Origin of the sequence: Pseudogracilibacillus sp. SO10305 (assembly GCF_037072005.1) — a bacterium.
In the GTDB taxonomy this organism is placed as follows: Bacteria; Bacillota; Bacilli; order Bacillales; family Amphibacillaceae; genus Pseudogracilibacillus; species Pseudogracilibacillus intestinigallinarum.
Genome location: NZ_JAXHDE010000005.1, coordinates 126,456 through 139,863, shown reverse-complemented (window position 1 = coordinate 139,863; position 13,408 = coordinate 126,456). Strand labels below are relative to the sequence as shown.

The window sequence follows — 13,408 nt, the reverse complement described above, 5'->3', positions numbered from 1 at the left end:
TGTTACTTCTCCACCATGTGCATCACGCTGTACAATTGCTTCTTCCACTGCATACTCATCGTAAGGGTTAATAATAAATTCAGCACTATCATCTTCAATTTGTCCGTTTGATACGACAATTTTATCCTCTGTATCAAAAGTTCTCTTTAATAATACGTAAATATTCATTTCTTTTTCCTCCCTATCAAACATTTAAATTATATTCATCATTTCTTTACTTGTCTGAAAAATTCGGTTGACGTTTTTCAAGAAATGCTTGAATGCCTTCTTTTGCATCTTCGTTTCCAAAAACTTTTGCAAATGCTTTTGCTTCTTCTTTCGCACCTGCATCAGCACCGTGTAAAGCACCATATGATACAAGCTCCATCACCGCATTGATTGTCGGTTTACTCTTTGCAACAATTTTTTTAGCTATGTTATTCGTAAATGATTGAAGCTCTTCTTCTTTCACGACATGATTGGCTAATCCAAATTGATATGCCTCTTTTCCTGAAATCGGATCTGATGTAAGCATCATTTCATAAGCTTTCGGTTGACCGATTAACTTTGGCAATCTTTGTGTCCCAGCAAACCCAGGTATAATTCCTAATGTTAATTCTGGTAAACCTATTTTTGTTTCCTCTGTCACAATTCGCATATGACAACTTAGTGCAAGTTCTAATCCTCCACCAAGAGCGGCACCATGTATGGCAGCGATTACAGGAATGTGAAACTGTTCGATACGATCAAAAACAATTTGCCCATCCCGTGAAACTGTTTCATAGCCTGACGCTTCTTGGAGTGATGTAAACTCTTTTATATCTGCTCCTGCAGAAAAAAATCGTCCTTCCCCTTTTAAAATAACCGCTTTTACCGTTTCATCTTGTTCAATTTCTGTTAATTTCGCATCAATTTGCTGAATTAACGTTGATGACAATGCATTGGCAGGTGGGCTATCGATCGTTAATGTCGCAATATGTTCTTCGACATGTAAATGAAGTTTCGTCACAATATTCCTCCTATTCGTTTAAAGTTTTATAATTATTTGAAAAAACCTTTCGTTAAGAGTGTGTGCATTTCCTCTACCTGTTCTACTAATTGATAGCGTTGAGATTTCATAACCCAAGTTGTTACGGATTCATCTAATGTACCGAAAATCATTTGTCGAATAAGCTGTGGATTAAACTTTTTGTCGATTTCACCAGTCTCTAAACCAAATTCGATGACAGAATCGATCACATCTAAGTATGATTTCAACACTTTATTAATTTCATGTCGTAATTCTGATTTTGATTGCCTTAATTCTAGCTGTGTAACAATTGCTAAATAAGGGGATTCAGATAATTGGCTATAATGCATTTCAATTAGTTTAAAAAGTTTATCATTTGCCGTCTGTTCATCATCAATGGCTCTTTTCGCCCCGTCGATAAATGTTCCCATTTTCTCTCTGAAAACCGAGATTAAAATATCTTCTTTATTTTTAAAGTATAAATAAATTGTTCCATCTGCTACTTTAGCTTTTTTAGCAATTTTTGAAACTTGAGACGCATGATAACCATTTTCAGCGATTACTTCTACAGCTGCCTCAATAATTTGTTTATATTTAGGTTTATCTTTCACTAAAATCCCCTCACTTTCCTTATACTGAAACGAATTGCAAACTATGAATGATTAATCATTCACTTATTATTTTATTAAATGAAAACGCTATTGTCAATTTTCTATCACTTTACATTTTCTGGTTTTTTAATTTGTTCTGCGACAGATTCTTCAATTAATTGACGTTTCAATACTTTTCCAACAATTGTTTTCGGTAATTCTTCCCGAAATTCATAAATGCGTGGCACTTTATATGCCGCTAAATGTTTTCGGCAATAGCGATTTAGCTGATCTTTATCCAAAGTTTGTCCTTTTTTCGGTACAATGACAGCTTTTACTGTTTCACCACGGTAATCATCTGGAATTCCAATAACTGCTGCTTCCTGAATTCCATGATGTTCAAATAATACTTCTTCTACTTCACGTGGGTATATATTAAATCCACCAGCTATAATCATATCATTTTTTCGATCAACAATATAAAAATAACCACTTTCATCCATATATCCCATATCACCTGTTAGTAACCAACCGTCTTTTAATGTCTCGTCTGTTTCTTTTTGATTATTCCAGTATCCTTTCATCACTTGTGGACCTTTTACAGCTAGCTCGCCAACTTCTCCAACTGGAACTTCATTTAAAGTACCTTCTTCTACAATAATTGCTTCTGTATCCGGCCACGGTACTCCAATACTTCCATTCACACGTTTATCCCAAATAAAGTTAGCATGTGTCACAGGAGAACTTTCTGTTAAACCATATCCTTCCACTAAGTTACCACCTGTAATTTTTTCAAATTGTTGTTGAACTTCCACAGGCAATGCTGCTGAACCACTGATACATGCTTCAATAGAAGATAAATCATATTTATTAATATCAGGATGATTTAATAATCCAATATAAATAGTCGGTGCACCAGGGAACAATGTCGGTTTTAATTTTTCAATCGTTTTTAACACTTCTGTCGCATCAAATTTCGGTAATAAAATCATTTCTGAACCGAACATAATGGATAAATTCATGACAGTAGTCATGCCATAAACGTGGAAGAAAGGTAATACACCTAATACTTTTTCATTCGTATGATCCAGGCGATACATCCAATTTGCACACATTTGGACGTTCGACACTAAATTCATATGACTTAACATGACACCTTTTGGAAAACCAGTCGTCCCTCCAGTATACTGAAGTAGTGCTAGATCCTCATAAGGATCTACGTCAACTTCTTTATACGCTTCACTACCTTTTGAAATAATTGATTTCCATACATGTGTATCTTCAGTCTCTTCTACTTTAACAACTAAATTATATTGACGTTTTTGAATAAATGGATAGACGAGATTTTTCGGAAACGGCAGGTAATCTGCAATTTTTGCCACAATGACATGTTGAAGATCTGTCTTTTCCCTAACATTTGAAACTCTTGGAACTAAAATGTCTAAACAAACGATAAATGTTGCGCCGGAATCATTCAGTTGATGTTCTAACTCTCTTTCCGTATATAACGGATTTACTTGAACGACCGTTCCACCTGCAAGTAATGACCCAAAGTAAGCGATTACAGTTTGTGGCGAGTTTGGCAACATAATTGCAACTCGATCTCCTTTTTTCAATCCTTTGCTCTGTAAAAAGTTCGCCATTTTTTTCACTTCTGATGCTAACTCTGAAAATGTCATCTGCTTCCCCATAAAATGAAGTGCATTTTTCGATGGAAATTTTTCAGCGGATTCAAGTAAAAAACTATAAAGCGGCTTTTCGTCATACGAAATAGAACTTTTTATTTGTGATGGATAATGTTCTAACCATGGTTTTGTTTTCTCCATTGTACATCCCCCTCATGTTCTTATTCCTCTGCCTTTGTCCTCTAGTTGTGTTTTAATTTTCAATGTAAACACTTACATTTTTTCTGATAGAAAAAGTTTCAATATTTTGTTTATCATTTTTAATTGATAAACAAATATGCTGCACCTATTACGATAAAGACAATTGCTACTGCAATTAAAATTTTTGCTAATTTATCCAGTACCATATGATTCTTCCCCTATCATTTAAACTCTTATTAATGGAGTTTCTCAAATTTTATCATAAAATGAATCGTAATTCAATCGAATAATGAATCATTATTCAATAATTTGTCGGAAAATGTTGAATAACAAATCAGTTTCAGAAAATCCTATGAGAAAATGCTTAGTGATTGCTTTTTATTGGATTTTCTTTTGTTCATAACAGTGAAAATACATTTTGACATAATGATGATCAACCATTATCTTAATCCCTCTATTATCCTTACTGCATTTTTCACTTATATATCCGACATGTAAGTGTCGACATTGGCTCCTAGAAGTTGCCAACATCGACAATGTTACGTGACTTCACCTTCTTAATGCCACACTCGCTCTTATTCCAATTCCAATATCGTTACGCCACTTCCACCTTCACTTGCACCACCGATACGACTAGATTTAATTTGATGATGTGCTTTAATGAATTGCTCCACACCTTTTCTTAACGCACCCGTTCCTTTACCATGAATAATTGTAACACGTGGATAGTTTTGTAATAAAGCATCATCAACATATTTTTCTAATCTTGCCATTGCATCTTCATATCTTTCTCCACGTAGATCTAATTCAGGTTTTACAGAAGCACCAGATGTCATAACGCGTGTAATCGGTCTTACATCTTCTTGTTTTTCTTTTTGACCCTTTTTCACAAATTGTATGTCTTTACGTTTTGCATTCATTTTCATCATACCAATTTGGATTGTAAAATTATTATCATCTTTTTTGTCAACGATTTCACCGGTTTGTTGTAATGTGCGATGTTTAATTTCATCGCCAACTTCTAATATAACATCATCTTTTTCTTCTGCTTTTTTCTTCTGTACAAGTGTTGGTTGTGCTTCTTCTAGCATTTTACGTGCTTCAATCCATTCATGTTCTTTAAACATCGTTTGATCTCGCATTTGTTTTACTTCATCAACAATAATTTGTGCTTCATCTCTTGCTTGCTGTATTGCTTTGTCTGCTTTTTCCTCCGCTTTTTTGTATAAACGGTCTCTTTCCACTTGGAATGTATCCCATTCGCTTTTTAATTCTTTATGAATCGTTTCAGCCGCTTCGACCATTGTATGTGCTTTCTCTAATTCTTTTTCTGCCGCAACTCGTGCATCATCAAGTGCTGTAATCATGTTTTCTACACTTTCAGAATCAACACCGATAAATGATTTTGCATGATCGATAATAGAAGACTGTAAGCCTAATCTAGTAGAGATTTCAAATGCATTACTTCGTCCAGGGACACCCATTAATAAACGATATGTTGGACGCAATGTTTCCACATCGAATTCAACGGATGCATTCATCACTTGTTCCCTATTATATCCATATGCTTTTAACTCTGGATAATGTGTCGTTGCTACAACTCGTGCTTGACGACTTATGACATCATCCAAAATCGCCATCGCTAATGCAGCCCCCTCTTGTGGGTCTGTACCCGCACCTAACTCATCAAATAGGACGAGCGATGTTTCATCCACTTCTTCCATAATAGAAACGATATTTGTCATATGGGATGAAAATGTACTTAAATTTTGCTCGATCGATTGTTCGTCCCCAATATCTGCGTAAATTTTTGGAAAAACAGCTAATTGACAACCATCTAATGCAGGGACTTGTAAACCAGCTTGTGCCATTAAAGTACATAAACCAATTAATTTTAATGTAACTGTTTTACCTCCCGTGTTTGGTCCGGTAATTACAATTGCATGATAATCATGACCAATAGAAATATCGTTTGCAACAACTTGATCTGCTGCAATTAATGGATGTCTTGCCTGTTTCATATCAATATAGCCATGTTCATTTAACGTCGGTTTTGCTGCTTTCATATCCACTGCAAGATATGCCCGAGCAAAAATATAATCTACTTTAGCTAACAGACGAATATTTAATAATATATCTTCCACATGTTCTGCGATTAAACCAGTTAATTTCTGTAAAATAATTTCTATTTCTTGTCGTTCTTTAACAATTTGATGTTGTAATTCATTATTCAGTTCAATAATTGCTCGCGGTTCCATGAACAATGTTTGTCCTGAAGATGATTCATCATGAACAATGCCACCTATTGCACCCCGATACTCATGTTTTACCGGTAACACGTAACGATTATTCCGAATCGTCACAATCGTATCGGATAACATTTTACTTTTCGTTTTTGTAATATGTTGTAGTCGTTCACGAATGCGTGTTTCTAATGAGCGGATTGCGTGACGGATCCCTTTTAGTGTAGGGGAAGCATCATCTAAAATATCGCCATGATCATCTATTTTTGCTTTCACTTCTTTTTCGACATGATGTAAGGAAATAATTTGTTCTATAATTTCTTGTAATAATGGCAAGCTCTCCTCTTCTAACGACTCAAAAAACTTCTTTACATGTCGACCTGTATAAATTACTTGTGCAATGTGTAAACACTCTTCTGCATTTAATGTACTACCAATTTGTGCACGTTTTAGTGCAGCCGTGACATCTTCCATATGCGAAAATGGGACACGTTTATTTAAACGTAACACCGTTAATGCTTCGTCTGTTTCTTCTTGTAAATGTTGGACATCCGCTAGTGTTGTTTTTGGTGTCGTTCGTTCCGCAAGTTTTCTTCCGACAGTAGTCTCTGCCTTCTGTTTTAATAAGTGTATAATTTTATGAAATTCTAGAACTTTCCATGTCCGTTCATTCATTGTAACCTTCTCCTATTTATTTCGATTTAAAAATGTTTCTAGCCGTGCTTTATCCCATGTGTTGATCACTGTATCGTTGGTCAGCCATGCTTTTCTTCCCATTTTAACTCCATAATCCATATGATAAAATGTACCTGTTTTATGGGCATCCGTATTAATTGCGATATGCACCCCAGCATCTTGTGCTTGTCGTAAATGTTCCGTACTTAAATCAAAACGCATCGGGTTCGCATTTAATTCTAATACGGTGTTCGTTTCTTTTGCTTTTTCAATTAATTGATCCATTACTACACGATATCCGTCTCTTCGTCCAATAATTCTTCCTGTTGGGTGTGCGACAATATCAACATAAGGATTTTCTAATGCAGTACATAAACGATACATGATTTCTTCTTCAGTCTGATCAAAGCTCGAATGAATTGCGGCGATAACGACATCCATTTCTTGTAAAAATTCATCCGAAAAATCGAGCGTTCCGTTTGGTAAAATGTCCATCTCAACACCCGCAAAAATATGAATATCATCATATTTTTCATTTAATAAAGCGATTTCTTCTCGTTGTTTTCGTAATCTCGTTTCATTTAATCCGTTTGCTACACGTAAAAATTTCGAATGGTCTGTAATTGCTATATATTCATATCCATAAGTTCGAGCTTTCTCTACCATCTCCTCCACAGATTCCGCTCCATCACTCCATGTCGTATGCATATGCAGATCTCCACGGATATTTTTGCGTTCTAATATATCTGTAGTTTCGATGATTTTTTCTACTTCTGTTCCATTTTCGCGTAATTCTGGTGCAATAAATGGAAGGTTAAAATGCTTAAAAAATTGTTCCTCTGTTTTGAACTGAATCGTTTCCCCGGTTTCTTCTACATCTACACCGTATTCGTTGATTTTTTCACCACGAGACTTTGCAAGCTGACGCATTTTTACATTATGGTCTTTAGATCCTGTAAAATGATGCAATGTCGTCGCATATTCTGCTTCTTCCACTATTCTAAAATCAACATTAACATCGTACTCTTCCTCTAATGTGACCGACACTTTCGTATCCCCATTAGCAACTACTGCTTTTACGTGATCCATTTCCACTATTTTTTTCCGAACGATCTCTCTTTTTTCCGTCGTTAAAATGAAATCAATATCTTTCATCGTCTCCCCTAAACGTCGTAAACTACCTGCCATGCTAAAACGATCAATCTCTTCGATTGACTCCAAGTAGTTTTCGATTTTCTTACCGATTTCTAACATCATATAAACTGGCAAGCGTTCAGGTCTTGATGATTGTTGTTTCAATGCTTCGACAATGTTGGCAACCGTTTTTTCCCCAAATCCACGGACTTGTTCGATACTCCCATCTTCACATGCTTGCTGTAACGATGCTTTATCTGTAACGTGTAACTCCTTATATAAAGTCGCAAGTCTTTTCCCACCCAAACCGGGTAATTTTAATAACGGGATTAACCCTGCTGGTACTTCTTCTTTTAACTCTTCTAGTACAGTACTTTCTCCTGTTTTGATAAATTCAACAATTAACTCATTCGTTCCTTTTCCAATGCCAGGAATCTTACTAAAATCATTTATTTCAACAAGGGAACGGACATCACGTTCTAATGCTTGTGCTGCCTTACGATAAGCCGAAATACGGAAAGGATTTTCTCCTTTTAATTCTAAATACAATGCAATTTCTTCTAGTAATTGAATAATATCTTTTTTGTTCATATTTATTCCCTCCGACATTTAAAAAGACTGACCCATGAGTTCATGCACATGTAATCAGTCTTTACATTACTTCTTCAAAATATCAATAAACCATAACGACTCAATATAACTTGACAAGAACGGTGTATGTTCAATCATCAACTTCGCAACCGTAGAACCTTCTAAACGGAATTGAATAAAATCCATCGGAATGAGTGCAGAAATATATAACATAATAAATAAAATAACATACACTTCAATAAATCCTAATACTGCCCCAAACAATCCATTAAATGTACGGATAAATGGTAATCTTGCAATAAAATCTAGCATGGACGTAATAATTTGTAAAAGTATTTTCGTTGCAAAAAATAAAATGGCAAACGCAACCGCATTGTAAAATGCGCTTTCTAATGGCATCGTCTGTAAAAATACGGCTAATAATGTATCACTATTGATTTCTGGATACGGAATCCATAATGCTAAATGTTCTGCAATTTTTTTATAGAAAATGGTTGCAACAATAAAAGCAATAATAAACCCGATTAAGTGCATTAATTGTAAAACAAAACCTCTTCGTAGCCCCATAAAGAAGCCAAATATTAGTAATAAAATAATAATTAAAGAAACCATTTATTCTTCCTCTTCTATTAGTGTAATTAATTCTTCATGTTCTTCTTTTAATTTAATATATTCATTCATTGTATTCAGTGCCGTTAATACTGCCAGCTTTGTCGAATCTAAATGTTTGTTTGCAGATCGAATGTCCCGCATTTTTTGATCGACCAGTGATGCAACTAATTCGACATGTTCTTTTGATTCGGGGCCGACAATCGTATACGTTCTTTTATTTATTTCAACCGATACACGGTTTTTCTTTTTTTCCTCTGACACGACTCGAATTCCTCCTGCCAAGCAAATCCCTTTTTTTATATACATTCATATTTTATTTATAAAGTGTTACAATTAATTTTAACATGAAAAAGTATATTAAGGAAACGGTAAACATATTAAAGGTAGGTTACAATTTATGGGACAAATATCCACAACTTTGAACGATGAAATTTTACAAAAAATGCAATATTTTTACGAAGGACAAATGGAGCATGCACCACAAGGGGCGATTTTTCGTGCTCGAACAAATAATGCGGTTATTACAGCGTACAAATCTGGAAAAGTATTGTTCCAAGGCGCTAATGCAGAGGAAGAAGCTTCTATTTGGACGACATTCCAAGGAGAAACAACACAAAAAAACATGGCAAAAAAAGCGACAAATCCGTACACCCCTAAGCAGGACTTTTTCCAAAAAAGCCATATCGGGTCAGATGAATCTGGAACAGGTGATTATTTCGGTCCTGTTACAGCAGCAGCCGTTTATGTACCAGATACACTCATTCCAGTCCTTAAAAAAATGGGCATTCAAGATTCCAAAGCGATTAAAGACGATACCATTGAAAGATTGGCACATGAATTAATGGATGTACAAATACACTATTCACTCATGACGATATCAAATGATAAATATAACCAATTACAGCGACGTGGTTGGTCACAAGGTAAAATGAAAGCAATGATTCATCACGGAGTTATTACGAGTTTACTTCAAAAAATGGGTACTACACCTTATGAAGGGATTTTAATTGACCAATTTTGTATGCCGCATATTTATAAACGTCATATCGAAAGTGAAGGAAACGCACTTTTACCTCACACGTATTTTATGACGAAAGCAGAAAATGCATCGATCGCAGTTGCTGCTGGATCTGTTTTGGCGAGGTATCGTTATGTAAAAGAAATGGATCGGTTATCTGAACTAGTGGGATTTTCTTTACAAAAAGGGGCATCTAAAAAAGTTGACCAACAAATTGCTAAGATTATACATGAACATGGTAAAGCCTACTTAGAAAATATTGCAAAGGTCCATTTTGCGAACACGAAAAAAGCGGAGCAATATTTGTAAACTATTACGGGACAGTACGTGCAATTACTGAAAAAATTCGAGTATAGACATATGTCCATACTCGAATTAATTTTGGTAATCTTTTGTTTGGAAAACGTGTCACCTATTTTGGACTACGTATTGTATCGTTTATTAGTTTTGTATAGAAGCGTTTTCGATCATTACCATGCCTACACCCTTAAAATAGACATTCATCTTCTAATTCCGCATCCCTACTAGATGTTCGTTTCTTCCTTTACGGCTTTTGCGTATGTTTTCAACTTTGCCATAACTTTCCCGTATATACAGTTCGTACTAAAACTACCATCTTCCTCATATATTACAGCTTTTACACCCGTTAAAATTTCCATTCCTTGTTCAATTGTCTCTGCCGCATAAATATGGAAAGTTCCGTCGGCTACTGCATCGACAACTTCTTCACGGAGCATTAAATGTGTCACGTTTTGATGTGGAATAAGAACCCCTTGCTCACCAGTAAGTCCTCGTTTTTGACATGTTTCAAAAAATCCTTCAATCTTTTCGTTTACACCACCGATTGGTTGTATTTCCCCTTTCTGGTTGACAGAACCAGTTACAGCAATTCCTTGCTTTATTGGAACCTCACTTAAACTTGATAAGATGGCATACAACTCGGTACTTGACGCACTATCTCCATCAACGCCACCATAATTTTGCTCAAATGTAATATGAGCTGTTAAAGCTAATGGATATGTTTGTGCAAATTTCTCCCCTAAATATCCACTTAAAATGTACACACCTTTATTGTGTACATTGCCACTAAGCTCACTTTCTCTTTCGATATTCACAATTCCTTTTCGACCAAGGAATGTTGTTGCTGTAATACGTGATGGCTTCCCAAAACTATATTGTCCAACATTATATACTGCTAACCCATTCACTTGTCCGACTTTTTCTCCGGTCGTATCGATTAAAATAACTCCCTCATCGATTGACTGTTGTACTTTTTCTTCATATAAACTATTGCGATATTCCCGTTCATGAATTGCTTTTCGAATATGCTCATTCGTAATAAGGTCATCGTGAGCAAGCCTAGCCCAAGTATCCGCTTCATACATTATTTCAACTTGATCATTAAATCTCGTCGATAATTTTTGTTGATGACCCGCCAAACGACTGCTATATTCTACTAATCTCGCTACAGCAGAACGATGGAACGGAAGTAAATTATGTCGTTTACAATGTGTATGGATAAAGCTTGCTAGTTTTGTCATATTCTCCATATTTGCATCCATTTCGACATCAAAATCTGCTTTAATTTTAAACAATTTACGAAAATCTTCATCATGAGTATACAACAATTGATATAATTCACGATTACCTATCAAAATTATTTTTACGTGTAATGGAATTGATGCCGGATTTAACGTTGTCGTCGATACAAGGCCAGCTTGTTCATTAATATGTTCTATCTGTATTTGTTCAGTTAGTAATGTACGTTTTAATGCATCCCACGCATATGGTTTCGATAAAATATCTTTTGCTTGAATAATAACATACCCACCATTTGCTTCATGTAAATAGCCTTTTTTTATTTTAGTAAAATTGGTGCTCATGACCCCCATTTGGCTTTCATATTCCACTTTACCTAGCAAATGATAAAACGTAGGGTTATCTGCCATTATAATCGGCGCCCCTTTTGTTTCACGATTATCAACGAGTAAGTTGACCGCATACCGCATTTTAATATCTTCATTTGGTCTTTTCGGAAATAATCTTGCCACACTATTACTTTCTTCTTTGGACGGTTCTTTTTCTAGAAAACTAGCACGATGTTTTAAAATATCTTGTAAAACTACTTCTAAATATTGCTGTACATCCTTACAAGCCTCATATGTTTGTTTCAGTTCATCCATATGATATCCGACAGCTGTCAACACTACCTTTTCATCGATTGCTTCTAATGTTTGTCTAGCATCTTTTTCAATTTGACGTAGTTTTTTCGTATAATCAATTACTTTATCTTGTAGTTCGGATGATTTTCTTTCCATTTCTTGCAATGTTTCCTCATCTAATGTAGCATAAGCCTCTTCTGTCATTGGCTTTCCATCCTCTGTCGGAATCGTCAATAATCCTGAACCTGATTGCCGGATTACGAAGCCATATTGTTTTGCTTCATCATTTATTTCTTGAATAACCGCTGAAGTTTTCTCTTTAAATTCTCGAAAAATACTAGCTTTTTCGCGTTGATATGATTCTTCCCCAAAAGCACGTGGTATGTCGACTTTTAAATTATCAATCAATTGCTCCATATCCTCTTTTAAGGCATTTCCTGTTCCAACCGGTAATTGTAACACTTTTGGTTTATATGGATCTTCAAAATTATTTACATAACACCAATCAAATAAAGTTACCTCTTTATTCGCTACTTCTTCTACAATTGAATTTGTAAACGTCATTTTCCCTGTTCCAGGAATACCTGCAACATAAAGATTATATCCCGGTTTATTCACTTGGAGCCCGAATTGCATTACCTCTGTTCCACGCTTCTGTCCAATAATATTCGTTAAAGCTGGTACTTCTTCTGTCGTCTCGAATTCAAAGATCATTTCATCAATCGTCTTTCTTAAAACATCTGTAGATAATAAAGCGTTCTGTAAAACATGATCATTATTCTTCATCTTCATCACCTTTTTATCTTTATTAGGATGTATTATTTATGACGTAGTTCCAAAGAAAGCAACATTTCTTTCATATCAAGGCCACTGCTATATCCGCCTAATTTGCCATTTTTTTGTACGACCCGGTGACAAGGGATGACAATTGATATCGGATTTTTACCATTTGCCCCACCAACCGCTCGTACAGCTTTTTCATTGTGAATTTGTTTTGCGATATCGTAATAAGAAACAGTTTCTCCATATGGAATGGTTTGTAACGTATTCCATACTTGCATTTGAAAATTTGTTCCTTCTATATCCAGTGGCATATCAAAAGTTTTCCGTTCTCCATGAAAATATTGTTCCAATTGTTTTTCATATGGTGCTAGAAAGGCTGCATCTTCTATAAGTACATCATGTGGATGGTTTGCTTTTATTTTGTCGAAGGAACGTTTAATATATTTTAATCCTTTGTCCGTCGCTGCGATATACATAGTAACCCCATTAAAAGTTCGTTCATTATAGTATATTACCTTTTTCGTCATCCTTCACACTCCTTTTAAATCAATTATCAAAAAAACACCTAAAGACTATTTACTACTATTTTAGCCTTTAGGTGCCGTTATTTCCATTGTCTATTCTTCACTCTGTGATTTATCCTGTGATTTCCGCTTCTTCTTTTCTTGTTCTGCTTCAATATTTAACTCTTCTGTAGGTGGTTGATCCGCAAATTTTTCATTTTCAAATTTGTCTAATGGCGTTTTTCGTTCTTTTTTACGCTCCATCCTTAGCACCTCCTATGTA

11 protein-coding genes and 1 pseudogene are annotated in these 13,408 nt (G+C 35.2%); 1 reads left to right on the top strand and 11 read right to left on the bottom strand.

Features of this window, described 5'->3' with window-relative positions; all coding sequences use genetic code 11:
* The 8 genes and pseudogenes from SPD45_RS06385 to zapA all read right to left on the bottom strand — a co-directional run.
* Positions 1 to 168, bottom strand: a pseudogene (locus tag SPD45_RS06385) (electron transfer flavoprotein subunit beta); the annotation flags it as partial.
* A gap of 46 nt (positions 169 to 214) precedes the next feature.
* Positions 215 to 988, bottom strand: a complete 774-nt coding sequence (locus SPD45_RS06380; RefSeq protein ID WP_336266897.1) for an enoyl-CoA hydratase — start codon at positions 986 to 988, stop codon at positions 215 to 217.
* Between the two features lie 32 nt (positions 989 to 1,020).
* On the bottom strand, positions 1,021 to 1,599 hold the full coding sequence (locus SPD45_RS06375; protein ID WP_442961992.1) for a TetR/AcrR family transcriptional regulator: 579 nt from the start codon (positions 1,597 to 1,599) through the stop codon (positions 1,021 to 1,023).
* 104 nt (positions 1,600 to 1,703) lie between these two features.
* Positions 1,704 to 3,404: a long-chain-fatty-acid--CoA ligase gene (locus SPD45_RS06370; protein ID WP_336266896.1), complete on the bottom strand. Its 1,701-nt coding sequence runs from the start codon at positions 3,402 to 3,404 to the stop codon at positions 1,704 to 1,706.
* Positions 3,405 to 3,979: 575 nt separating this feature from the next.
* Positions 3,980 to 6,322 (bottom strand): endonuclease MutS2, encoded by a 2,343-nt coding sequence (locus SPD45_RS06365; protein ID WP_336266895.1) that lies wholly within the window; start codon positions 6,320 to 6,322, stop codon positions 3,980 to 3,982.
* 12 nt (positions 6,323 to 6,334) lie between these two features.
* Positions 6,335 to 8,053, bottom strand: coding sequence for a DNA polymerase/3'-5' exonuclease PolX (gene polX / locus SPD45_RS06360; RefSeq protein WP_336266906.1), 1,719 nt, complete (start codon positions 8,051 to 8,053; stop codon positions 6,335 to 6,337).
* A 60-nt stretch (positions 8,054 to 8,113) separates the two neighbouring features.
* Positions 8,114 to 8,659 carry a CvpA family protein gene (locus SPD45_RS06355; protein WP_336266894.1) on the bottom strand — a complete coding sequence of 182 codons (546 nt, stop codon included), beginning with the start codon at positions 8,657 to 8,659 and terminating at the stop codon, positions 8,114 to 8,116.
* A complete protein-coding gene (gene zapA / locus SPD45_RS06350; RefSeq protein WP_336266893.1) occupies positions 8,660 to 8,965 on the bottom strand; it encodes a cell division protein ZapA in 306 nt (101 codons plus the stop codon).
* Between the two features lie 91 nt (positions 8,966 to 9,056).
* Here zapA and rnhC point away from each other — a divergent pair, with 91 nt between their 5' ends.
* Entirely contained in the window at positions 9,057 to 9,986 is a 930-nt protein-coding gene (rnhC, locus tag SPD45_RS06345; RefSeq protein ID WP_336266892.1) for a ribonuclease HIII, read from the top strand.
* 215 nt (positions 9,987 to 10,201) lie between these two features.
* On the opposite strand, the gene SPD45_RS06340 is transcribed toward rnhC, so the two are convergent.
* From SPD45_RS06340 to SPD45_RS06330, 3 genes are all read right to left on the bottom strand, one after another.
* Positions 10,202 to 12,625 carry a Lon protease family protein gene (locus SPD45_RS06340; RefSeq protein WP_336266891.1) on the bottom strand — a complete coding sequence of 808 codons (2,424 nt, stop codon included), beginning with the start codon at positions 12,623 to 12,625 and terminating at the stop codon, positions 10,202 to 10,204.
* Between the two features lie 32 nt (positions 12,626 to 12,657).
* Positions 12,658 to 13,149, bottom strand: a complete 492-nt coding sequence (locus tag SPD45_RS06335) for a methylated-DNA--[protein]-cysteine S-methyltransferase (protein WP_336266890.1) — start codon at positions 13,147 to 13,149, stop codon at positions 12,658 to 12,660.
* A gap of 90 nt (positions 13,150 to 13,239) precedes the next feature.
* Entirely contained in the window at positions 13,240 to 13,389 is a 150-nt protein-coding gene (locus SPD45_RS06330; RefSeq protein WP_336266889.1) for a hypothetical protein, read from the bottom strand.
* Positions 13,390 to 13,408 lie beyond the last annotated feature (19 nt).

Bases quoted from the DNA above. Each gene is read 5' to 3' on its own strand.
- SPD45_RS06335 (WP_336266890.1), bottom strand. From the start codon at position 13,149: ATGACGAAAAAGGTAATATACTATAATGAACGAACTTTTAATGGGGTT.
- rnhC (WP_336266892.1), top strand. From the start codon at position 9,057: ATGGGACAAATATCCACAACTTTGAACGATGAAATTTTACAAAAAATG.
- SPD45_RS06370 (WP_336266896.1), bottom strand. From the start codon at position 3,404: ATGGAGAAAACAAAACCATGGTTAGAACATTATCCATCACAAATAAAA.
- SPD45_RS06355 (WP_336266894.1), bottom strand. From the start codon at position 8,659: ATGGTTTCTTTAATTATTATTTTATTACTAATATTTGGCTTCTTTATG.
- SPD45_RS06340 (WP_336266891.1), bottom strand. From the start codon at position 12,625: ATGAAGAATAATGATCATGTTTTACAGAACGCTTTATTATCTACAGAT.
- SPD45_RS06365 (WP_336266895.1), bottom strand. From the start codon at position 6,322: ATGAATGAACGGACATGGAAAGTTCTAGAATTTCATAAAATTATACAC.
- zapA (WP_336266893.1), bottom strand. From the start codon at position 8,965: ATGTATATAAAAAAAGGGATTTGCTTGGCAGGAGGAATTCGAGTCGTG.
- SPD45_RS06330 (WP_336266889.1), bottom strand. From the start codon at position 13,389: ATGGAGCGTAAAAAAGAACGAAAAACGCCATTAGACAAATTTGAAAAT.